This window comes from Bartonella sp. AP331QHHD (genome assembly GCF_042195905.1).
Taxonomy (GTDB): domain Bacteria; phylum Pseudomonadota; class Alphaproteobacteria; order Rhizobiales; family Rhizobiaceae; genus Bartonella.
Map to the genome: position 1 here is coordinate 13,137 of NZ_JBHIPG010000019.1, position 22,977 is coordinate 36,113.

Below are 22,977 nucleotides of genomic sequence, written 5' to 3' on the forward strand. Positions count from 1 at the left end.
ATCAAATACCGTTCACTACCACCTTTTATATTGTGCATCGCACAATGTCATGCTGATACATTTTCTTTATCTTCTGCACGTTCTGAGTAAATATAAAGAGGACGCGCTTTACCATCAACGACATCACTCGAAATAACCACTTTTTGAACGCCTTCAAGAGCCGGTAGCTCAAACATCGTCTCAAGAAGGATCTTCTCCATAATAGAACGTAAACCACGAGCACCAGTTTTACGTTCAATTGCTTTCTTTGCAATAACACGTAAAGCATCTTCATGAAATGCTAACTCAACATTCTCCATTTCAAAAAGACGCTGATATTGCTTTACTAACGCATTTTTAGGTTGGGATAAAATTTGCATGAGGGCGTTAACATCTAAATCCTCTAAGGTAGCGACTATAGGAAGCCGCCCAATAAATTCTGGTATTAAACCAAATTTAATAAGATCTTCAGGCTCTAAATCACGAAAAATTTCACCGACACAACGCTCATCCGGAGCCTTAACAGTCGCAGAAAAACCAATAGAAGTTTTTTCACCACGCCCTGAAATAATCCGTTCTAAACCTGCAAAAGCTCCCCCACAAATGAATAAGATGTTTGTGGTGTCAACCTGAAGAAACTCTTGTTGCGGATGCTTACGTCCACCTTGAGGAGGAACAGAAGCAATCGTTCCTTCCATAATTTTTAATAATGCTTGCTGAACTCCTTCCCCCGAAACATCTCTTGTAATAGAAGGATTGTCTGCTTTACGAGAAATCTTATCAACCTCATCAATATAAACAATACCACGCTGCGCACGTTCAACATTATAATCTGCTGCTTGAAGAAGCTTCAAAATAATATTTTCAACATCTTCTCCCACATAACCCGCTTCAGTCAAAGTGGTCGCATCCGCCATCGTAAAAGGCACATCAATAATACGTGCTAATGTTTGTGCAAGATAAGTTTTACCACAACCCGTTGGACCAACAAGAAGAATATTTGATTTAGCCAACTCAATATCATTGCTTTTAGACTGATGCGCCAACCGTTTATAATGATTATGAACAGCAACAGAAAGAACACGCTTTGCATGCTGCTGACCAATAACATAGTCATCAAGAACTGTTATAATTTCCTGTGGCGTAGGAACACCATCACGCACCTTAACCCCAGAAGACTTATTTTCTTCCCGAATAATATCCATGCAAAGCTCTACACATTCATCACAGATAAATACAGTAGGCCCCGCAATGAGCTTACGCACCTCATGCTGACTCTTGCCGCAGAACGAGCAATAGAGAGTATTTTTTGATTCGTTCCCGCTATTGCTAATTTTGCTCATTTTTCTTTCCTTTCACCACAATATATGAACACTTTGCCTTTTCAAAGGAAGCCTTTCATCATGAAAACTAAAAGACATATAGAAAACCATGCATGTCTCAATACTTTTAGGTGTTTCTCTTATTTTGCGATATTTTTTATAAAACTCTTTGATTTAAAGTAGCTGTTTTTTCTATAAAAATTCTTAATCTTTTTCTTCTTTTTCAGTTTCTGCACGGTATTGTATAACATCATCAACTAAGCCAAACGCTTTGGCTTCTTCTGCTGTCATAAAATGATCGCGATCGAGAGTTCTCTCTATAACCTCATAATCTTGACTCGTATGTTGAACATAAATTTCATTTAAACGCCGTTTCATCTTTATAATATCTTGCGCATGTCGCTCAATATCTGAAGCTTGACCTTGAAAACCACCAGATGGTTGATGCACCATAATACGTGCGTTTGGCAATGTAAAACGATGACCTTTTGCTCCAGCCGTTAATAATAAAGACCCCATAGATGCCGCTTGCCCCATGCAAAGCGTAGAAACAGGAGGGCGAATAAACTGCATAGTATCATAAATAGCCATACCAGATGTTACGACACCACCTGGAGAATTAATATAAAGACTAATTTCTTTTTTAGGATTTTCCGCTTCCAAAAAAAGCAATTGTGCACAAACAAGCATTGCCATACCATCTTCAACAGGTCCATTAATAAAAATAATCCGTTCCTTTAAAAGACGGGAAAAAATATCATAGGCCCGTTCACCACGATTTGTTTGTTCAATAACCATAGGAACAAGGCTTAATGCTGTTTTCATTGGATCACTCATATTTTTACTTTCCGTTCATATAACAACCGCTCTTTACACATTCAATGTTTTTGTCCATATGTTAACATTACTCTCTTGTGCAAGCTACAATCAAGAGATTGTATAAGATAGATTAAAATCTCAATAGTTAAAATAGCAATAATAACTCTACCTAAACAAATGATGAACATCCGGAATGCGAGATACCGCCCAATGGTAAAAACTTCCTTCCTGAGGTCTTTTCGTAGTCTTTGTCTTTCTGTGAATATGAAAACCTATCAAGCGTGAATCTGTAAGCGGCTTTACGCCAAAAGCTGGTTCAAAAATACGTTCAGTTTTTCGCCCAGTCCAATAATAAAAAGTTTCCTTTTCCTTTGCTTCATGAAAAAAACCATATCGTTTTGCTAATCGTGAAATACCATCATTGCCAAATATTGTAACGCCAAGATTTCCCGGTAAAATCGGCATGTTTTTCCTCTTTAACCAGAACGGTCTCCAAACACGACGCTTAAACCCAAGCCAATGAGGAATAATTTCTGCACCTGCCCAATAATCCTCAAATATTTTTATAATAGGGTTATTGGGCGGAAAATAAAGTGCAGAAACGCCTACTCTTGTATTATTTTCTCTTGCCAACCAAACCTTATCCGCATCTGGATGAAATTGTTTAACAAGGTAAACATCTGTATCTAACCAAACACCTTGTTGATATTTCATCAGCATAACACGAAAAAAATCCGAGAACTGAACAATTGTACACCCTAGTTTATCATCAGAAAAATCGGGATCAAGGCGATAAATTGCTGAGCGTGGTAAAATTGATTCGGCTTCATACAGCTCAACACCAGCAGGGAGATTATCTATTTTTTTATCATAACTAAAAAGCTTAACGCGCTGTCCAGTTTTAACCATTGAAGACAAACAAAGCCTATCTACCAATCTTAATTGTCCACTATACCAAAAAGTACAAATATCCATAGATAATACATCAAAAATATTCTAAACTTACGCGAAAGAGTTGTTCAACATCACGAACCCTATCAGCAAGAGCAAAAATCACTATTCTATCACCAGACAAAATACGCGTATCTGCCGAAAGCTGTATTATTGTCTTATTGCGATAAATTGCACCAATTCTCAAACCATCTGATAAATTGAGCTCTGATAATGACTTACCAACCAATGAAGATGTTTGCATCACTTCAGCTTCAATAATTTCTGCTCGGCCATTAAAAACTGAATGAACAGAACGAATACGCCCACGGCGCATTTGTTGCAAAATTCTCGATATTGTAACACTATGGGGATTAAGATATGCATCCACACCAACAGCACGACTAAATTCTTGATAGGCAACATTATTAATCAATACCATATTGGCTTTGCAGCCCAATCTTTTAGCAATAATAGCGCTTAAGAGATTAACCTGATCTTGATTGGTCAATGTAATCATTAAATCGGACTGATCAATTCCCGCATCTTGAAGAATCACTGGATCTAACACGTTACCGTATAAAACTGTTGTTTTTTCAAGCTGATCAGCAATTGTGAGGGCTCTTTCTCTATGCGCTTCTATGATCTTCAATTTTAATTTATGGAAACGCTTTTCAATAGCCTGTGCAACATAAAGGCCAATGTGGCCACCCCCTGCAATAATCATGCGGTGGGCATCTTGTTCTTTATGACCAAAAAGCCCAACAGCACGACGCATCTGTTCACGAGAAACAACAAGATAGGTTATATCACCAACGCGTAGTTGCGTTTCTGAATGTGCAACCAATAATTCCGCGCCACGTTTAATAGCAGTAACCGTCGTATGAAGATCTGGAAAAAGCTCTGTTAATTGACGCAAAGGTGTATTAATAACGGGACAATCTTCCATGCATTCCAAAGCTAGTGCCACAATATCATCATTACAAAAATAAAGAACATCTATTGCACCAGGTAAAGCAATACGGCGCAAAACCATTTCCCCAACTTCAACTTCTGGCGAAATAACCACATCAATGGGAATATTCTCTCTGGAAAAAAGCGTCTTATAACGTGGTTCTAAATAAGATTGTGAGCGAATACGAGCAATTTTTGTGGGCACATTAAATAATGAATGTGCTACTTGGCAAGCTACCATATTAACTTCATCAAACAAAGTGACAGCAATCAACATATCAGCTTTGTCTGCATCTGCAGCCAAAAGAACTTCAGGCCGTGAACCGTGACCAACAAAACCTCTCACATCCAATGTATCGCGAATCTTTTCAATTAATCTCGTTTCAATATCAATAACAGTAACATCGTGATTTTCAGCAGCAAGACGCTCTGCTATCCCATAACCAACCTGTCCTGCTCCACAAATAATAATACGCATCGCTTTAAGAAACTCCAAGCGCTTTAAGTTTACGGTGCAAAGCTGAACGCTCCATGCCTATAAATTCAGCAGTACGTGATATATTTCCACCCAAACGCCCAATCTGCGCCACTAAATATCTCTTTTCAAATAATTCTCGAGCTTCACGTAACGGCAAATCCATTATACTTTCATCTGAATCCATTTGAAGACGTGGCAAAGAATCACTTACTTCACTGGGAAGAAAGTCCGCTGTTATAGGACCATCACCATCCCGCACAAGAATAAGAAGACGCTCAATATTATTACGTAATTGCCGCACATTACCCGGCCAAGCGTGCGTTTGCAAAATAGCAATCACATCATCACTGATTGCACGCGGTTTAATCCCAACCTGCTGTGATATTGTTTTTACAAAATGATGTACAAGTTCTGGAATATCTTCACGACGCGCTGAAAGGGGCGGAACAACAATAGGAACAACGGAAAGACGGTGAAAAAGATCCTCCCTAAAGCGCCCATCAGAAATAAGGTTTTCAAGATTTTGCGCTGTCGAAGAAATGATACGGACATCCACCTTAACACGTTTTGTGCCGCCAATTCTCTCAAATGTTTGCCCCGTTAAAACCCGAAGAATCTTCCCTTGAGTCTCACGCGGCATATCAGCAATTTCATCAAGATATAAGATACCGCCATGAGCTTCCTCTAAGGCACCAATTTTACGCTCTCTTCCCTCCATTTCGCTGCCAAACAGCTCTATTTCCATTCTTTCCGGAGTAATCGTTGCAGCATTTATTGTAACAAATGGCCCATTCGAACGCGTTGAGAGCGCATGAATAGCTCGTGCAACAGTCTCTTTTCCTGCCCCTGAAGGACCTGTTATCATGATGCGACTATTGGTTGGTGCTACTTTTTCTATGATTTGACGCAAATTTTTTATAACTGTCGATTTTCCGAGCAACTCTAATGTCTCGTTCGAACGCTTTCGCAATTCTAAAAGCTCACGTTTTAAATTTGAATTTTCAAGTGTTCTCTCTGCAACCAATACAAGTCTATCAGCTTTAAAAGGTTTTTCAATGAAATCATATGCCCCTCGCTTTATAGCGGAAACAGCCGTCTCAATATTACCATGACCAGAGATCATAACGACCGGAAGAGCCGGATATTGTGTTTTAATTTCATCAAGCAGTGCTAAACCATCGAGACGACTACCCTGTAGCCAAATATCCAAAAAAATGAGCTTTGGAATACGCTCACTAATTTGAGCCAATGCTTCATCAGAGTTACAAGCAACACGCGTTTCATAACCTTCATCATCTAAAATACCAGCAACAAGCTCACGAATATCTGCTTCATCATCAACAATCAAGATATCTGATACCATACTATTCCCCTATCTTATGATTTATGGCTTGTATAATATTACCCTGCTTACCCCCATCCGCTGGAAATATCAAACGGATCATCGCACCACGACCTTCATAAAAACTCTCCGGTGCATCATGAAGCTCCATGAAACCACCGTGATCTTCAATAACTTTGCGCACAATAGCTAACCCCAGCCCTGTTCCTTTTTCCCGCGTTGTTATATAGGGTTCTAATAACTTTTGTCTTTGCTCTTTAGGAAGTCCTTTCCCGTTATCAACAACATCCACAACCACCCATTCTTCCTGACGATAAGAACGGATAAGAATATGACCGTGAATATTTTCCTCTCGCATAACTGAATCTATGGATTCGCTCGCGTTTTTGATAACATTGCAAAAAGCCTGTACAATGAGACGGTTATCAAATGCACCCATAAGTGGTAGAGTTCCTAAATCTTGCTCAAAATGAATATCATGTCGCGTCACCTCTATCAAGAAACATGCTTCGCGCAACAATTCTCGTATATCTAAAATATGCATTTTGGGTTTGGGCATACGTGCAAAAGAGGAAAACTCATCAACCATACGCCCAATATCTCCAACCTGCCGAATAATTGTGTCAATACACCGCTCAAAGACCTCTCTATCTTGTGTAATAGCTTTGTTATAACGTTTACGAATGCGTTCAGCGGATAACTGAATAGGTGTAAGAGGATTTTTAATTTCGTGTGCAATACGCCGCGCAATATCCGCCCACGCCGCTGTACGTTGCGCTGCAACAAGGTCTGTAATATCATCAATTGTTAGAACCCAAGATTGCCCTTGTCCATCATCCTCCTCCATCGTAACTTGGACATTACAGACACGCTCTTTTCCTGCAACGTTTAAAGTGACCTGCTCACGATGGTTTTTACGATCCAATGAACGCACAAACTGAAAAACCTGCCAAATTTCAGCGCTTAAAGATAAAAGACTTTTTCCAACAACGCGCTCTGAGCGAATATCAAACATCGCTTCAATAGACCGATTGATAATGGTGATATCACCATTATCATCTATACCTGCTACTCCCGCTGTTACACCCGATAACACAGCTTCAGAAAAACGCCGTCTTTCATCAATTTGATCACGCACTGCAATCAATTCATTACGCCGACTTTTCAATTCACTGACCATGTAATTAAAAGTTTTGGATAATTGCCCAATATCTCCATCTTTTGCTCGTACTGGCACGAAAATTTCCATATTTCCAGAAGCAACATCATCGGCAGCACTAATGAGAAGACGAATAGGACGTACTAAGCGATCAGCAACAGCAATAGCAGCCCAAATGGCTGATAAGAATAAACTAAAAAAAAGACACAAATAAAGCATACCAAATGCAATCTGTGTCAGCAGGCGATTCTCATTTAAATCACGATAACGATCTGTATTAACTTCTGTCAAACGCAAAGCAGATAAAACACCTTTATCAACGTCACGCACCAAATATAAAAATGTGTTTGGAATATTGGTAAATTTTAAAATAATACCAAAATAATCATGAACGCCTGGTTGAAAAGAAAAAGGTCTCGCACTGGTTGCACGTTCAATAAGATGAGAAGGAGGAATTGGCAGTTTATCTTCATCACCAAGAGCACTCGATACAAAAATAGCTCCACTAGAACTTAACAAAAATGCACCACGCAAATTGCGTCCTAGAGCATGACGCGTCAATTGCATCCTATATTCAGCTGGATTACGTTCTAAGAGTTTTTTGTTATCAAGTGCAAATGCCATCGCGTAGGATAAATTTTTTAAATTTTGGAGCATTTCATCTGCATAAGCATTTGCTAAATCAATAGAAGAGCCCACAATTTGCCGCGTTGTTGTATCAAACCATCGATCAAGTCCCAAATTTAGTGCTGGACCCGATACAAGAGCTACAGCAACAGCTGGCATTGTCGCAACAAGTGCAAACAATGAAATAAGGCGCACATGAAGACGCGATCCTGCACGCCTTGAACGCCAAGCACGAATGATCGGTATCATCTCATAAAAAACGATGACAATAAGCCCTAAAACCCAAAAACTATTAATTCCTATAAGAATAAGGGTTACTGTTCTACTGGGAACAACAGGAGTTAATCCAATAAGAATAATAAATGAAACAGAGGCCGTAAGTAAAGCCAATACAATAATTGTAATCCCTAAAAAAATATATACCTTACTTAAACGATACAACTCATCGTTATAAGTATTTTTATCTATGTCTTGAAGATTCGTCACAGATGTTATATTCGTCATGAGCTTACATACCCTTATCCCATTATTCTCATATAACCTTTTGTAGCAAAAATTGACAATACTAATACTACATTTAAAATAGGCAAATATAGTCAACGAGAAAAAACTTCTACATTTTGCAAAATATCTTTAAAATAGACTGTGTTCGACGATACTTTACGAAGGAAATGAGATGCGATTAACAAAACAAACAAATTATGCTCTTCGAATGCTTATGTATTGTGCAGATAATCAGGGAACTCTCAGTCGTGTTCCAGAAATTGCTAAAGCATATGCCGTTTCAGAGCTTTTTTTATTTAAAATCCTTCAGCTGCTTGTTCAAGCAGGTTTTATACAAACAGTGCGTGGACGCAATGGTGGAGTTAGATTGGCTAAACCCGCAGCAGAAATTTCAGTCGCGGATGTTGTGAAAGTAACAGAAGACAACTTTTCCCTCGCAGAATGTTTCGATACTGCAGAACCAACTTGCCCCTTGTTTGATTTTTGTGGTTTAAATACCGCACTTCAAAAAGCATTAAATGCTTTTTTTGAGGTGTTATCCGTGATATCCCTTGCTGATCTACAACAACCATCCTTTCAAAATCATTTTAAAATTAATGACAAAAAAGCAAACTAAGATTATAATACAAGGAGATTAAGTATTTCTATTGCAGCAATAATATTAGCCGCTGGACGGGGTGAAAGAGCAGGATCTCCCCATAAAATTCCAAAACAATATCGGCTTCTAGGACAAAAGCCAATTATTTATCATACCGTGCATTGTTTTTTGCAGCATCCAGCTATCACAACAATTATTCTTGTTATTCATCCAGAAGATCGTCAAATCTGTGAACAAGCTATTGACGATTTTAAAGAGCGCCTTATTATCGTTGAAGGAGGCAATACACGTCAAATCTCTACCTTATATGGACTTCAGGCACTCAAAAAATTTGCCCCCCAATATGTGCATATTCATGATGGTGCACGCCCTTTTATCGAAAACAAGCTTCTTAATAACATTCACAACACTATCACGCCTCAAGAAGGTGTTCTTCCTGTTCTGCCCATCTCTGATACCCTTAAACGTATAAATAATCAGCATGTTTTAGAAACAATTCCCCGTACCCATCTTTATAGTGCACAAACTCCACAGTGTTTTCCCTTTGAACATATCTTAGCGGCCCATAAACAAGCAAAACAAGCTTGCAAACAAGAATTCACTGACGATTCTGCAATTGCCGAATGGTTTGGAATTCCTATGCGTACCGTTCCTGGAGATCCTAACAACATAAAAATTACATGGCATGAAGATTTTAATACTGCACATTTATATCTCCAAAAGAAAATGCAAATATTTCCTGATATTCGTACCGGCAATGGTTATGATGTTCACTCTTTTGAGGATGGTGATTTTCTTATATTATGTGGTATAAAAATCCCTTTTCATAAAAAATTAAATGGACACTCCGATGCGGATGTTGCTCTTCATGCATTAACAGATGCCCTTCTTGCAACTCAAGGTGCTGGAGATATCGGTACACATTTTCCTCCCTCTGATCCTCAATGGAAAAATGTATCATCAGAAATTTTTCTCCGTCATGCTCTTGATATTATAAAACAAGCAGGTGGTCGTATCGCCAATGTTGATATCACAATTATCGCTGAAAATCCTAAAATTAGTCCATATCGTCATGCCATGACAGAAAATCTTATAACAATACTTGCAATAACACCTGATCGTATCTCTATCAAAGCAACAACAAATGAAAGGCTTGGATTTATTGGTCGTGGTGAGGGAATTGCTGCTCTTGCAACAGTGAGCGTCCTTTATTCAGGAGAAATTCCCCAATGACATATCTTTGTGAAAAACAAGCACATGAAGTTCTTAATACCTTTCGCCAAAAAGGTTTGCTGTTAACAACTGTAGAGTCTTGTACAGGGGGACTCATTGCTGCATGCCTCACAAATATAGCAGGATCGTCAGATGTTCTCGATTGTGGATTTGTTGTTTATTCAAATGAATCTAAAACACGCCTTGTTGGCGTTTGTGCTGAACTTATAAAAACCTATGGTGCCGTTTCAAAAGAAGTTGCTCTTGCAATGGCTGAGGGTGGATTAAAACATTCACAAGCTGACATTGCAGTTTCTGTAACAGGAATTGCTGGTCCAGGAGGTGCAAGTCTTGATAAACCTGTAGGACTTGTGCATTGCGCAGTAGCTTATAAAAACCACTCCCCCCTGCACAAAGAAATGCACTTTGCTCATCTTAATCGCAATGCTATCCGCCATGCAACTGTTGAAAATGCTTTTAAAATGATTCTGGAATTGCTTCACTGAATTCCCCATACTAATTTCAAAATTCTTTATTCCCCATCGAGTCTATAATCGTCAACATCTTGAAAAAATTTTATTGTATCACAACTTGAAAATGAACGATCTGACTAGCCTAAAATTATCTCACTTTAGTCCTGTGTAGGTTGAATTAATCAAATTTATTCACTTACACGCCACAAGAGAAAAAACTGTATAAATAAAATGATTAATGAAAGGGAAACTTGTACCTCTCTCTCAAGTGCTAAGAGCTGGTACAACATCTTGAGAGATGGCAAATAAATGATACAGGAGAACTTCTTCATAAGTGTACAGATGTAGATTTTATATACTTTTACGAGAATCTATACTATTTATTATGAGCACTATTATGAAATGGGTATGACGCAAGCATGTTCTATTTGGGCGTTTTGTTTAACGAGTGTGCATCCATTAAAAAAGAGAGAAACAAAAGCATGAAACTGTGCATCATCTTCATCATTTAAAATGATATTCCCTCAATATGCTTTTGAAAGCTGAATTAAAAACAAATAGTAAAGATGGAAACCGGTTTTCACCTTCACGCTGTTTAAGCAATAGGTATTGTTAAAAAATAACAGAATAGACTATGTTACCGTAGAGCCATAAATCTGATGCGCACGCTTCTCAAAAGCCTCGGTAAATTTACGAAACGCAATATCAAACATTGAGCCCATCACTAATCCAAGCGTTTTACTTTTAAATTCATAATCAATAAAAAACTCTACATTACATGCATTGGTATTTTCAATATCATGAAAGGCCCAACGATTTTCAAGATATTTGAATGGACCATCAATATATTTAACTTCTATAAGACTTTTTTCCGGCTGAAGAAATACTTGAGTCGTAAAAGTTTCACGAATAATCTTATAGCCAACGGTCATATCCGCAAGAAGCAATATTTTTTTTCCATATTCTTTTCGAGAACGTATTATTAAAGACTCACACATTGGTAAAAATTCAGGATAACGCTCAATATCTGAAACCAGATCAAACATTTCACTGGCACTATGGGTGATCTGCCGATGTATTGTAAAAATCGGCATAATTATCTCTGTAAGGAAAATTTTTCATCACGCGCTTTTTGCAAAATGGCAAAATCATCTCCAGCATGATGAGATGAACGCGTTAGAGGATTGGAGGCCATATGTAAAAATCCTTTTACTTTACCAATCTTGGCAAAAGACTCAAATTCTTCAGGAGGCACAAAACGAACAACTGGATGATGTTTTCGTGTAGGCTGCAAATATTGTCCAATTGTCATAAAGTCAACATCAGCAGCGCGCAAATCATCCATCAATTGCAAAACTTCATTTCGCTCCTCCCCAAGGCCAACCATAATTCCCGATTTTGTAAAAATTGTTGGATCAAGTTCTTTAACACGTTGTAATAAACGAATTGAATGAAAATAACGTGCCCCTGGACGGACCTTCAAATATTTAGAAGGAACTGTTTCTAAGTTATGATTAAAAACATCAGGCTTAGCAGCAACAACAACTTCTAAAGCGCCATCCTTATGACGAAAATCAGGTGTAAGAACTTCAATTGTTGTTTTAGGAGTTTTTTGACGAATCGCATAAATAACTTTTGCAAAATGCTCAGCACCACCATCAGCAAGATCATCACGATCAACAGATGTAATGACAACATGTTTTAATTCCATCCGTGCAACAGCATCAGCGACACGTTCTGGCTCATTATCATCAACGGCAAGTGGAATACCTGTTGCAACGTTACAAAAAGCACAAGCACGCGTACATATTTCACCTAAAATCATAAAGCTAGCATGCCTCTGGCTCCAACATTCGCCAATATTAGGACAACCAGCTTCTTCACATACAGTCACTAACTTATGCGTACGTACAATACTATGTGTTTCCTTATAAATTGGTGATGTTGGCGCTTTTACACGAATCCAATCTGGCTTTTTTTGAACGCTTGTATCAGGACGATGTGCCTTTTCAGGATGACGCAATCGTCTATTTGCAACTCTATCAACAACCGTAACCATTTAAGCCTTTGCCTTATAAATACGAAGTAACAATCAAAAATATAAAATTTTTCATACAATCCAGTCATCAAGCGTTTAAAACTTGACCATAAGCATCTAATACACTTTCTTTCATCATTTCCGATAAGGTCGGATGTGGAAAGACAGTATGCATTAATTCTTCTTCTGTTGTTTCAAGATTCATAGCAATAACAAAACCCTGTATCAATTCTGTTACCTCAGCCCCTACCATATGGGCCCCGAGAAGCTGTCCTGTTTTTTTATCAAAAATCGTTTTTACTAACCCCTGATCTTCACCCAAAGCAATCGCCTTACCATTCGCAGCAAAAGAATAACGACCAATACGTATATCATAACCTGCTTCTTTTGCTGCCGCTTCTGAAAGCCCTACAGAGGCAACCTGTGGTGTACAATATGTACACCCTGGAATTTTTCTTTTATCAAGTGGATGAGCGCTTTTCAAACCTGCAAGATGCTCAATACATATCACACCTTCTTCTTCTGCTTTATGGGCCAACATAGGAGGGCCTGCTACATCACCAATAGCATAAATACCTTCCACCCCCGTCCAACTCCATTCATCAGTTACAATGCAGCCGCGATCGGTTTTTATTCCCAAAGCTTCTAAACCAAGATTCTCAATATTACCTTGCACCCCAACAGCGGAAATCAACCGGTCAACAGTCATTGACTCTATTTTACCTTGAACATCAATATGTACACTTACAGAATCGGAAGATTTTTCAACCTTTGTTACTTTTGCTTGACGAAGAATGCGTAAACCTTTTTTCTCTAACTGTTTACGAGCAAACGTTGAAATTTCAATATCTTCAGCAGGCATGATATGGGGCATCATTTCAACAACAGTTACTGTCGCCCCCATATCATGATAAAAAGAAGCAAATTCAATGCCAATAGCCCCAGACCCTATAACCAAAAGCGATTTTGGCATTGCTGGCGGTATCATAGCTTCAAAATAAGTCCAAATGAGTTTTCCATCTGGCTCAATACCAGGAAGGACACGAGGACGTGCGCCCGTTGCAATAATGATATGCTTTGCTTGATAAGTTCCCTCCCCTAACGTCCCTTTAGGGACTGGATTTTGCGGTTGCATAATCGGTTTGGAGGATGAAAAAACCATAATTTCCGCAGGAAGGCTTCCCTTTGCTTCTTTAGTAAGCTTTGCTTCACCCCAGATAATATCAATTTTGTTTTTTTTCATTAAAAAACCAACACCAGCATTTAAACGTGCTGAAACACCCCGTGAACGTGCCACAACATCTTTGATGTTTGCCTCAATTGAACCATTAATTTTTAATCCATAATTTGTCGCATGTTCAGCAAAATGTTTCATTTCCGCTGAACGTAGAAGGGCCTTTGTTGGAATACATCCCCAATTTAAACAGATCCCTCCCAAATGTTCACGTTCAACAATCGCAGTCTTAAAGCCACATTGTGCTGCACGAATTGCGGTTACATATCCGCCTGGACCTGATCCAATCACAATTACATCATAAAGATTTGCCACAGTAATTCCTCCATGGATATATATATAAAATGGATATGCATTTTTTGAACTTAAGACTGTAAAACAATATGAGAGAATTATCTTATGTCTTTGCTTTAAGCTTCACGTAAATGCTTTACCCAAACCAGAAATAGCAATACCTCTGCTCTTCAAACTCTTTAAATTTGTTTCTATTCTCTTAAATACACTCTCTCACAATTTACGTGAAGAACTGTTAAACAGTTCAAACCAACATTGCTAATGGATTTTCAATCATCTTCTTAAAAGTCCGCGCGAGCTCTGCTGCTAAAGCACCATCGACAGCACGATGATCCGCAGAAAGCGTAACTGACATAACTGTCGCAACAACTAATGCACCATTTTTAACAACGGCGCGTTGCTCCCCTGCACCAATCGCAAAAATCGTCGCATGCGGTGGATTAAGAATAGCCGAAAAACTTTTTATACCATACATGCCCATATTTGATACAGCTGTTGTTCCACCCTGATATTCTTCCATTTTTAACTTGCCCTCGCGCGCACGCTTTGCAAAATCCTTCATCTCTTTGGAAATAAGTGATAACGGCTTTTTCTCTGCATGGCGAATAATCGGTGTAATTAATCCATTGGGAATAGAAACAGCAACCCCAACATCACAATGTTTATGATGAAGCATCCCGCCTTCAAGCCAAGAAACATTCGCATCAGGAACCGCTTTCAAAGAAAGTGCAACAGCTTTGATCACCATATCATTAACAGAAAGCTTATAAGTAGGCTGAGTTTCTTCCTGCCCCTTAACCATTGGAGCAGCAGCATTTAGTTGTGTACGCAGTGCTAATAGCGCATCAAGTTCACAATCTACCGTTACATAGAAATGTGGGACTCTCTGTTTTGATTCCACCAAACGTGTCGCGATTGTTTTACGCATATTATTATGGGGAGCGAAGCTATATTCATCCTCTTTGAAGAGTTTCAATATCTGTTTGTCCGAAGCACCTGTAGCTATTAGCTCCCCTATCGATGATGAATAAGACACTTTAGACATATCGCTGCTCACAGCTTTTTCTACATCGCGCTTAATAATGCGCCCATGCGGACCACTTCCAGAAATAAGGGATAAATCAAGACCTGCCTGAGATGCTAATCGCCGCGCTAAGGGAGAGGCAAAAAGACGAGCTTCCTTTTTATCTTGCTGTATTAATTGCCCAGTTGATGATTCATGAGACATTTTTATTCCCTTTGAGTCCGTCTGTTTCAGAGAATCTGTCTGTTTGATGCCCTCTGGTTTTTGTCTTGTAGAAGAAGAGATTTCTTCTGCAACTTTTGCAGCTTCAGCTAAATCTTCACCTTCTTCTGCTAAAACAACAATTAAAGCATTTACTTTAACGCCTTGTGTTCCAGCAGGAACAACAATTTTAGCAACCCTACCTTCATCAACGGCTTCGACTTCCATTGTCGCTTTATCCGTCTCAATTTCAGCAATAACATCACCAGAGGAAACCTTATCTCCCTCCTTAATATTCCATTTTGTTAAATTTCCCTCTTCCATCGTAGGGGAAAGCGCTGGCATTGTAATTTTAATGGGCATTATGCTTTCCTCCGTTATGCTCTGTATGTCACAGCCTGAACTGCCTCAATAATTTCAGCAGTATTAGGCAAAGCCAACTTCTCAAGATTAGCGGCATAAGGCATCGGAACATCTTTGCCAGAAATCGTAGCAATTGGCGCATCAAGATAGTCAAAAGCCTGCTGCATAACACGCGTTGCTATTTCAGTTCCCACGGATGACTGAGGAAATCCCTCTTCAATTGTTACCAAACGACCTGTTTTTTTAACTGACGAAAGAATTGTTGGAAGATCCATAGGGCGAATGGTTCGTAAATCAATCAATTCAACATCAATACCAAGTTTTTCAATTTCTGGTAACGCTTGAACAGCATAATGCATCCCAATTCCACATGCAACAATCGTCACATCTTGTCCAGACTTATGAATACGTGCCTTACCAATAGGCAAAAGAAAGTCATCCAGTTGAGGAACATCAAATTGATGCCCATACAAAATCTCATTTTCAAGGAAAATAACAGGATTATCATCACGAATAGCAGCTTTCAGCAAACCTTTTGCATCTGCAGCACTATAAGGCATGACAACTTTCAGACCTGGTACATGACTATACCATGCAGCATAGCATTGAGAATGTTGAGCACCAACACGGGCAGCCGCACCATTGGGACCTCGGAAAACCATAGGAGCGGTCATTTGTCCACCAGACATATAACGTGTTTTGGCTGCTGAGTTAATAATTTGGTCCATCGCCTGCATCGCAAAATTAAAGGTCATAAACTCGACAATAGGACGTAACCCACCAAAAGCAGCCCCAACAGCCAGCCCAGCAAAGCCGTGCTCTGTAATTGGGGTATCAATAACTCGGCGTTCTCCGAATTCTTCCAACAAACCTTGACTAACCTTATAGGCACCTTGATATTGCGCGACCTCTTCCCCCATGAGAAAAACTTTTTCATCACGCCGCATTTCCTCAGCCAAAGCCTGATTAAGTGCTTCACGAACTGTCATTGTAACCATTTGTGTTCCCGCTGGAATATCAAAATTAAGAGATGTATCAAAAGTAGGAGCAGCCTGCGGAACTGACAAAGGCAGAGAAAGAGCAGATTCCTTAGGTTTTTGTGCTGTATCAGTAGGTTGCGAAATATCCTCAGCACGCTCACCTTCTTCTAACAAAATTGCAATAACAGTGTTAACCCTTACGCCTTCTGAACCTTCAGGCACAAAAATTTTACCAAGAGTACCTTCATCAACGGCCTCTACTTCCATTGTAGCCTTATCCGTTTCAATTTCAGCAATAACATCGCCAGAGCTAACCTTATCACCTTCTTTCTTGAGCCATTTAGACAGTTTACCTTCTTCCATAGTTGGTGAAAGCGCCGGCATCAAAATATCAATAGACATACTTGCTTCCCTCGCATCAAACTAAAATATCAGTATAGAGCTCAGAAGCATCTGGCTCTTGATCACTTTGTGCAAAATCTACCGCATCAGCAACAATTGCACGGACCTCTTTCTCAATAGATTTTAAATCGTCTTCGCTCGCCCAATTTTTTTTAAGAATCCGACTTTTTACTTGATCAATCGGATCGTGCTCCTCTTTTATTTTTTGGACTTCTTCCTTTGAACGATATTTTGCTGGATCAGACATGGAATGACCACGATAGCGATAGGTCTGCATATCAAGAATGATCGGTCCTTTACCTGAGCGTGCCCAAGAAATTGCTTCATCAGCAGCTCCTTTTACTGATCGAACATCCATACCGTCAACAACAATACCTGGAATTTCAAAAGAAAGACCACGTCGGGAAAAATCAGTTTCTGCAGATGCACGTGAAACTGACGTTCCCATAGCATACTGATTGTTTTCAATAATATAAACAACGGGAAGCTTCCAAAGTGAAGCCATATTAAAACTCTCGTAAACCTGCCCCTGATTTGCAGCACCATCACCAAAATAAACCAATGTCACATTATCTTTACCAAGGTACTGATTCGAAAATGCCAAACCTGAACCAATTGGAACCTGCGCACCAACAATACCATGTCCTCCATAAAAGTTCTTTTCTTTAGAGAACATATGCATCGAGCCACCTTTCCCTTTGGAAAAACCACCTTGGCGCCCCGTTAATTCTGCCATAACCCCACGCGGACTCATCCCAACCGCTAACATATGACCATGATCACGGTAAGACGTAATAACCTGATCACCTTCTTTTGCCGCTTTCAATGTTCCTATAACAACGGCTTCCTGACCAATATAAAGGTGACAAAATCCCCCTATAAGCCCCATACCATAAAGTTGTCCTGCTTTTTCTTCAAAACGGCGAATTAAAAGCATTTCACGATAAGCATCAATTTCTTCTTCTTTTGTAAAATCTGCTATTGGTGCTTTCTTTGTGGTGCTTGATAATGCAGTGCGCGCCGCCGACGCAGAATTTTTTTTAAGTCGTTCTGCCATATTAAACTCCCTTTTATGATTATTTAGGAATAACCTTTACGAACAAAAGTTACAAGCCTTATCAATCGGCTTAAACAATATCATTGCTGATTGTTGTTTAAATTAAGCGATTTTTCATTTACCTTTGGTATCATTTCAAGGTATTAAGATTGTCAGTTCATTTGGCTTAGAAAAGTTCAAATTCTTTCGGACATACTCATCCAACATATCTTTTTCTATATGCCCATTGCGTAAAAGAGAAATACGCTTTTCCATGAATATCCGCTCAGCTTCTATTTTATGAAGCTCCTTTTCTAATTCGCTAATATGCTGATTAACTTCACTGCGTGAATACAATCCATACTCACCATGATAAATGTGATAACTGAAATAGCTTAAGACTCCCACCGTCATAAGAGGTAGTACAAAGCGTACTTTGATTGATCGACGTTTCTGCTTTGTCCACATAAAATAGCACAGTCTTTACAGCACAAATTTCTTGATATTTTGCCCAACTATGCATGATTTTGATTAATACCTCATTACCAAATCTACACCAAAATAATTTGTTATTTCAATTTATCCCCCCCTTAATACGATCAAAGTAAGCTGAATGCCCCACTTTTTATATTATAAATATTGGATATCCTCTAAGTTGTGATTTTACACCCATCTTTGTCCTTAAAACTTCCTGTTAAAATGACTATAAAATCAATCAATACCCAAGGTGTAATTATCAAAAAAATTCCTATAAGCCCTACCGGCATAAATATTACACTTATTATACTTATTACACTTATTATATTTATAAGAAGCATTGCAATGCCCGTTCCAACTTTACCAACCATAAAACGATGAAGTCCTAGTCCACCTAGAAAAAAACAAACGACCGCTAACGTCACTTTTGATTGCTGTGACTGACCTTCAGTTGAGATAGGGAAAATAGATTTAATGGTATCCCCTTCACACACAAAATCAACGACGTCACCAACTTTCGGCGGCGTTTTTCCTGACCAATCCCAATTCGCAAACTGATAGCGCTTACCATCAGCCCCTGAAATGAAATAATCTCCTTGATCATGACCAATAATCTTACCTTTCATCTTCACCACCTATAAAATTGTTATTCATAAAGAAGCTTTTCTTCTAATATGATAATATGTTGAATAAACCTCACAGCATGAATACAGTCTGCATTCACCGTGATATATGACAATTTAAAAAGCTAAAAATTCCCCAACAACTTAAAATTCCCGCAATTACAAGTGGTAATACAAAGCACGCTGTTCGATTTGCACCTTTGCTTTTTTCATATGAAATAGTACAGTCTTTTTCAATAGTTTTATTTAAATATTCATAATTTTCTTTAATATTTCACATTTAAAGACATATATTAAAATAATTTACATTATTAAATTAATATATTGACAACATTAAAAGTAAAGAAAGTGCCTCACTCTTTACATTTTATATTATTCTAAAATTTCTACCAATTTATAATTTTATCCCCGTTTTCATCCCTAAAATATCCGGATAAAATAACTATAAAATCAATGAATGACCACGGTATAGTAACTAACAGCCCTATACCTGTTATCGTTATAAGAAGCATTACAATACCCGTTCCAACTTTACCTGCCATAAAGCGATGAATTCCCAACCATCCAAAAAACCAACAAACAAGTGCTATCGCCAATCTTGATTTTTCTGACTGAGTTTTACTCACGAGAGGGAGAACAGATTTAACAACATTATCTTCATATACAAAATCAACGGTATCACCCACTTTTGGTGTTTTTTTTCCTAACCAATCGAAACTTGAAAATTGATAACGCTTACCGTCAGCCCCTGAAACAAAATAATCTCCTTGATCCTGACCAATAATCTTACCTTTCATTCTTGCCCACCTATAAAGCTGCTCCTCATGTGTTATTCATAAAGAGATTATTTCTAATTCGATAATATGCGGATTAACCTCACGGTGTAAATACAATTCGTACTCACCATGATAAACATGAAGTTAAAATAGTTCGGAACTCCCCAATAATCTAATATTTCCCCCTGCTATAAGCAGTAACAAAAAACATGCTTTAGTTGATTTATATCTTTGCTTTACCCATATAAAATAGCATTATCTTTTTCAATACTTTTACTTAGCTGTACATGTTTTTTAATATCTCATATTAAATAAATATAGTACAATAATTTTGCATGATGCAACTTAATATATTTATAAAAATAAAAAGCGAGCTAAATTACCTTTTTTTATTATAAGATTTTCACAAATCTGTAATCTGATTTCCATCTTTATCCGTAAATCTTCCTCCAAGAATGACTATAAAATCAACAATTGCCCAAATGCCGGTAATTATCAATCCAAACAATGATAAAGATAGAACCAGCATTAAAGCCCCAGTCCTAACTTTACCAACCATAAAGCGATGGACACCAAAGATACCTGCAACCCAACAAAGCAGTGCGAACATTATCTTTGTGTTCTCTGTACCTGGTCTCAACAATGGGAAAACAGAACTGACAACACCTCCTTCACAGACAAAATCAACAGCATTACCAATCCTTGGTGGATTCTTTCCCAACCAATCCCAAGTCGCAAACTGATAACGTTTACCATCATCACCCGAAACGAGATAATTTCCTTGATCTTGACTAATAATTATACCTCTCATCTTAATCCCTATAAATTTAAACACTTAAAAATTATTGCGTATATGCCTTTGATAAGAAATCTCAATTTCATAATCTAAATGATCTTATACTTTCATATTTTTTGCTCACAACTATACACGATATAAATCACCCGCATAATGCGCTTGGGCTCCTAGCATTTCTTCAATACGAATAAGTTGATTGTATTTTGCTAATCTATCCGAACGTGCAAGAGAACCTGTTTTAATTTGTCCACAATTCGTTGCAACAGCAAGATCTGCAATGAAAGAATCCTCTGTCTCGCCTGAACGATGAGATATAATGGCACGATAACCTGCTTTATGTGCTACTTCTACAGCATCAAGTGTTTCACTCAATGTACCAATTTGATTAACTTTTATGAGAATAGAATTGCCTACCCCCATTTTGATACCATCACGCAAACGTGCTGAATTCGTTACAAACAAATCATCGCCAACAAGCTGACATTTTTCTCCAATTGTGTCAGTAAGTAGCTTCCAACCTTCCCAATCATCCTCTGCCATTCCATCTTCAATTGTAATAATAGGATAATTTTTCACAAGCTGCGCTAAATAATCTACCTGCTCTTGGATGTCTCGGCATTTCCCCTCACCTTTATAAAAATACGAACCATTTTTATAAAATTCGGTTGAAGCACAGTCTAAACCAATGGCAATTTGTTCACCTGGTTTATAACCACATATCATGATAGATTCCATAATAAAATCAATTGCTTGATCAGCACTTTTAAATTGAGGTGCAAAACCACCTTCATCACCAACATTGGTATTATAACCTGCATCTTTTAAACGCTTTTTCAATGCATGGAAAATCTCAGCGCCATAACGGATAGCTTCTCTTACAGTAGGAGCTCCTATAGGGATAATCATAAACTCTTGAAAATCAATCAAATTATCAGCATGAACGCCACCATTAATAATATTCATCATGGGGGTTGGAAGAATATGCGCTTGTGTACCACCAATATAACGATACAAAGGTAAATTTAATGAATCCGCAGCTGCTTTCGCAACAGCTAATGAAACACCAAGAAGTGCATTGGCACCAAGACGGGCTTTGTTTGGCGTTCCATCCAAAGCAATCATTGCTTGATCAATAGCAATTTGATTTGTTGCATCCCGCCCACCAAGTTCTTCAAGAATTTCGCCATTAACTGCAGCAACCGCTTTTTCAACACCTTTCCCTTGATAGCGCAAACCACCATCACGAAGCTCTATAGCCTCATGTGCTCCTGTTGAAGCTCCCGAAGGAACCAGAGCGCGACCAAAAGCTCCATTCTCCAAATGAACATCAACTTCTACCGTTGGATTACCACGGCTATCAAGAACTTCACGCCCAATGATATCGACAATTATAGTCATATGTGTTTCCTTATCCAATAAAAGTCTCGATTCATTTATAATGCCCTATTAATGAAATATTTTTTCTCTTCTCAACTCAACTTTTTTGACAGATAATCAAATTCCATTAAAGTCTCAAGCAATCTTTGTAAATCATCAACTTTAACCATATTGGGTCCATCAGAAGGTGCATTATCTGGATCTTGATGTGTTTCTAAAAAAATACCAGCTACCCCAACAGAAACAGCTGCACGCGCTAAAATTTCAACAAATTGACGCTGTCCACCAGATGAAGCCCCCTGCCCCCCAGGTTCTTGAACAGAATGCGTTGCATCAAAAATAACAGGAGCTCCAAATGAACGTAAAATAGGCAACGAACGCATATCAGAAATAAGTCGGTTGTAACCAAATGACGTGCCTCGCTCACAAAGCATAACATTCGGATTACCACTGTAAACAACCTTTTTTAAAACATTCTCCATATCCCACGGCGCTAAAAACTGACCTTTTTTAATGTTAATAACACATTCTGTTTTGGCGGCTGCTACCAAAAGATCTGTTTGACGACATAAAAAAGCCGGTATTTGTAAAATATCAACTGTAGAAGAAACAATTGTACATTGCTCTTCTGTATGCACATCAGTTAATATGGGACAATTAAACTCTTTTTTTAAATCAGAAAAAATGGACATTGCTTTTTCAAGACCAATACCACGTGCCGCCCCCAAAGAGGTTCTGTTGGCTTTATCGTAACTTGATTTATAAACAAACCCGATACCAAGCTGATCGGTAATTGTTTTAATACGACCAGCCATTTCAAAAGCATGATCACGACTTTCCATCTGACACGGCCCTGCAATTAATGAAAGAGGCATTTCATTTGAAAAAATCATATTTCCAACTTTCACACGGGCATTTGGTTTAGTCATTTTATCCCTCAAAAGCAAAGTAACCCAATT

General features: G+C 38.4%; 21 protein-coding genes. 3 read left to right on the forward strand and 18 right to left on the reverse strand.

Going from position 1 to position 22,977, the window contains the following annotated elements:
- Positions 1-47 precede the first annotated feature (47 nt).
- The 6 genes from clpX to ACFIMS_RS01995 all read right to left on the reverse strand — a co-directional run bounded on the left by clpX (position 48) and on the right by ACFIMS_RS01995 (position 8,114).
- Complete coding sequence (gene clpX, locus ACFIMS_RS01970) at positions 48-1,322, reverse strand: ATP-dependent Clp protease ATP-binding subunit ClpX (protein WP_273723371.1); 1,275 nt, start codon at positions 1,320-1,322, stop codon at positions 48-50.
- Between the two features lie 183 nt (positions 1,323-1,505).
- Entirely contained in the window at positions 1,506-2,138 is a 633-nt protein-coding gene (gene clpP, locus ACFIMS_RS01975) for an ATP-dependent Clp endopeptidase proteolytic subunit ClpP (RefSeq protein WP_375611281.1), read from the reverse strand.
- A 147-nt stretch (positions 2,139-2,285) separates the two neighbouring features.
- Entirely contained in the window at positions 2,286-3,095 is an 810-nt protein-coding gene (locus ACFIMS_RS01980) for a hypothetical protein (RefSeq protein WP_375611280.1), read from the reverse strand.
- Positions 3,096-3,105: 10 nt separating this feature from the next.
- On the reverse strand, positions 3,106-4,482 hold the full coding sequence (gene trkA / locus ACFIMS_RS01985; protein WP_375611279.1) for a Trk system potassium transporter TrkA: 1,377 nt from the start codon (positions 4,480-4,482) through the stop codon (positions 3,106-3,108).
- A gap of 4 nt (positions 4,483-4,486) precedes the next feature.
- A complete protein-coding gene (locus tag ACFIMS_RS01990) occupies positions 4,487-5,845 on the reverse strand; it encodes a sigma-54-dependent transcriptional regulator (RefSeq protein ID WP_375611278.1) in 1,359 nt (452 codons plus the stop codon).
- A gap of 1 nt (position 5,846) precedes the next feature.
- Positions 5,847-8,114, reverse strand: a complete 2,268-nt coding sequence (locus ACFIMS_RS01995; protein ID WP_375611277.1) for an ATP-binding protein — start codon at positions 8,112-8,114, stop codon at positions 5,847-5,849.
- 172 nt (positions 8,115-8,286) lie between these two features.
- Here ACFIMS_RS01995 and rirA point away from each other — a divergent pair, with 172 nt between their 5' ends.
- From rirA to ACFIMS_RS02010, 3 genes are read left to right on the forward strand one after another with little or no spacing between them, the layout of a single operon-like run.
- On the forward strand, positions 8,287-8,730 hold the full coding sequence (rirA, locus tag ACFIMS_RS02000; protein WP_375611276.1) for an iron-responsive transcriptional regulator RirA: 444 nt from the start codon (positions 8,287-8,289) through the stop codon (positions 8,728-8,730).
- Between the two features lie 24 nt (positions 8,731-8,754).
- The gene (locus ACFIMS_RS02005) at positions 8,755-9,945 is read left to right on the forward strand and encodes a bifunctional 2-C-methyl-D-erythritol 4-phosphate cytidylyltransferase/2-C-methyl-D-erythritol 2,4-cyclodiphosphate synthase (protein ID WP_375613044.1); all 1,191 of its coding nucleotides are present in this window, start codon (positions 8,755-8,757) and stop codon (positions 9,943-9,945) included.
- A complete protein-coding gene (locus ACFIMS_RS02010; protein ID WP_375628982.1) occupies positions 9,942-10,430 on the forward strand; it encodes a CinA family protein in 489 nt (162 codons plus the stop codon). The genes ACFIMS_RS02005 and ACFIMS_RS02010 overlap by 4 nt, the downstream gene beginning before the upstream one ends.
- Before the next feature lie 599 nt (positions 10,431-11,029).
- Here ACFIMS_RS02010 and ACFIMS_RS02015 read toward each other — a convergent pair.
- The 12 genes from ACFIMS_RS02015 to kdsA all read right to left on the reverse strand — a co-directional run bounded on the left by ACFIMS_RS02015 (position 11,030) and on the right by kdsA (position 22,947).
- A complete protein-coding gene (locus ACFIMS_RS02015; protein ID WP_273791149.1) occupies positions 11,030-11,491 on the reverse strand; it encodes a type II toxin-antitoxin system RatA family toxin in 462 nt (153 codons plus the stop codon).
- 2 nt (positions 11,492-11,493) lie between these two features.
- The gene (lipA, locus tag ACFIMS_RS02020) at positions 11,494-12,456 is read right to left on the reverse strand and encodes a lipoyl synthase (RefSeq protein WP_375612897.1); all 963 of its coding nucleotides are present in this window, start codon (positions 12,454-12,456) and stop codon (positions 11,494-11,496) included.
- Between the two features lie 67 nt (positions 12,457-12,523).
- Complete coding sequence (gene lpdA, locus ACFIMS_RS02025; RefSeq protein WP_375612898.1) at positions 12,524-13,984, reverse strand: dihydrolipoyl dehydrogenase; 1,461 nt, start codon at positions 13,982-13,984, stop codon at positions 12,524-12,526.
- Between the two features lie 223 nt (positions 13,985-14,207).
- A complete protein-coding gene (locus tag ACFIMS_RS02030; RefSeq protein WP_375612899.1) occupies positions 14,208-15,551 on the reverse strand; it encodes a pyruvate dehydrogenase complex dihydrolipoamide acetyltransferase in 1,344 nt (447 codons plus the stop codon).
- 14 nt (positions 15,552-15,565) lie between these two features.
- Positions 15,566-16,933, reverse strand: coding sequence for a pyruvate dehydrogenase complex E1 component subunit beta (locus tag ACFIMS_RS02035; protein WP_375696335.1), 1,368 nt, complete (start codon positions 16,931-16,933; stop codon positions 15,566-15,568).
- Positions 16,934-16,949: 16 nt separating this feature from the next.
- A complete protein-coding gene (pdhA, locus tag ACFIMS_RS02040) occupies positions 16,950-17,990 on the reverse strand; it encodes a pyruvate dehydrogenase (acetyl-transferring) E1 component subunit alpha (protein ID WP_273791144.1) in 1,041 nt (346 codons plus the stop codon).
- Between the two features lie 135 nt (positions 17,991-18,125).
- Positions 18,126-18,437 (reverse strand): septum formation initiator family protein, encoded by a 312-nt coding sequence (locus ACFIMS_RS02045; RefSeq protein ID WP_012754998.1) that lies wholly within the window; start codon positions 18,435-18,437, stop codon positions 18,126-18,128.
- A 182-nt stretch (positions 18,438-18,619) separates the two neighbouring features.
- Positions 18,620-19,072: a TM2 domain-containing protein gene (locus ACFIMS_RS02050; RefSeq protein WP_375611268.1), complete on the reverse strand. Its 453-nt coding sequence runs from the start codon at positions 19,070-19,072 to the stop codon at positions 18,620-18,622.
- Positions 19,073-19,455: 383 nt separating this feature from the next.
- The gene (locus ACFIMS_RS02055; protein ID WP_375611267.1) at positions 19,456-19,866 is read right to left on the reverse strand and encodes a TM2 domain-containing protein; all 411 of its coding nucleotides are present in this window, start codon (positions 19,864-19,866) and stop codon (positions 19,456-19,458) included.
- 382 nt (positions 19,867-20,248) lie between these two features.
- On the reverse strand, positions 20,249-20,656 hold the full coding sequence (locus ACFIMS_RS02060) for a TM2 domain-containing protein (RefSeq protein ID WP_375668183.1): 408 nt from the start codon (positions 20,654-20,656) through the stop codon (positions 20,249-20,251).
- A 111-nt stretch (positions 20,657-20,767) separates the two neighbouring features.
- Positions 20,768-22,039, reverse strand: coding sequence for a phosphopyruvate hydratase (eno, locus tag ACFIMS_RS02065; protein ID WP_375683096.1), 1,272 nt, complete (start codon positions 22,037-22,039; stop codon positions 20,768-20,770).
- Between the two features lie 71 nt (positions 22,040-22,110).
- On the reverse strand, positions 22,111-22,947 hold the full coding sequence (gene kdsA / locus ACFIMS_RS02070; RefSeq protein ID WP_273791141.1) for a 3-deoxy-8-phosphooctulonate synthase: 837 nt from the start codon (positions 22,945-22,947) through the stop codon (positions 22,111-22,113).
- Positions 22,948-22,977 lie beyond the last annotated feature (30 nt).

Coding starts and splice junctions, on each gene's coding strand:
- clpX (WP_273723371.1), bottom strand. CDS start 1,322: ATGAGCAAAATTAGCAATAGCGGGAACGAATCAAAAAATACTCTCTAT.
- clpP (WP_375611281.1), bottom strand. CDS start 2,138: ATGAGTGATCCAATGAAAACAGCATTAAGCCTTGTTCCTATGGTTATT.
- ACFIMS_RS01980 (WP_375611280.1), bottom strand. CDS start 3,095: ATGGATATTTGTACTTTTTGGTATAGTGGACAATTAAGATTGGTAGAT.
- trkA (WP_375611279.1), bottom strand. CDS start 4,482: ATGCGTATTATTATTTGTGGAGCAGGACAGGTTGGTTATGGGATAGCA.
- ACFIMS_RS01990 (WP_375611278.1), bottom strand. CDS start 5,845: ATGGTATCAGATATCTTGATTGTTGATGATGAAGCAGATATTCGTGAG.
- ACFIMS_RS01995 (WP_375611277.1), bottom strand. CDS start 8,114: ATGACGAATATAACATCTGTGACGAATCTTCAAGACATAGATAAAAAT.
- rirA (WP_375611276.1), top strand. CDS start 8,287: ATGCGATTAACAAAACAAACAAATTATGCTCTTCGAATGCTTATGTAT.
- ACFIMS_RS02010 (WP_375628982.1), top strand. CDS start 9,942: ATGACATATCTTTGTGAAAAACAAGCACATGAAGTTCTTAATACCTTT.
- ACFIMS_RS02015 (WP_273791149.1), bottom strand. CDS start 11,491: ATGCCGATTTTTACAATACATCGGCAGATCACCCATAGTGCCAGTGAA.
- lipA (WP_375612897.1), bottom strand. CDS start 12,456: ATGGTTACGGTTGTTGATAGAGTTGCAAATAGACGATTGCGTCATCCT.
- ACFIMS_RS02030 (WP_375612899.1), bottom strand. CDS start 15,551: ATGCCCATTAAAATTACAATGCCAGCGCTTTCCCCTACGATGGAAGAG.
- ACFIMS_RS02035 (WP_375696335.1), bottom strand. CDS start 16,933: ATGTCTATTGATATTTTGATGCCGGCGCTTTCACCAACTATGGAAGAA.
- pdhA (WP_273791144.1), bottom strand. CDS start 17,990: ATGGCAGAACGACTTAAAAAAAATTCTGCGTCGGCGGCGCGCACTGCA.
- ACFIMS_RS02045 (WP_012754998.1), bottom strand. CDS start 18,437: ATGTGGACAAAGCAGAAACGTCGATCAATCAAAGTACGCTTTGTACTA.
- ACFIMS_RS02050 (WP_375611268.1), bottom strand. CDS start 19,072: ATGAAAGGTAAGATTATTGGTCATGATCAAGGAGATTATTTCATTTCA.
- ACFIMS_RS02055 (WP_375611267.1), bottom strand. CDS start 19,866: ATGAAAGGTAAGATTATTGGTCAGGATCAAGGAGATTATTTTGTTTCA.
- ACFIMS_RS02060 (WP_375668183.1), bottom strand. CDS start 20,656: ATGAGAGGTATAATTATTAGTCAAGATCAAGGAAATTATCTCGTTTCG.
- eno (WP_375683096.1), bottom strand. CDS start 22,039: ATGACTATAATTGTCGATATCATTGGGCGTGAAGTTCTTGATAGCCGT.
- kdsA (WP_273791141.1), bottom strand. CDS start 22,947: ATGACTAAACCAAATGCCCGTGTGAAAGTTGGAAATATGATTTTTTCA.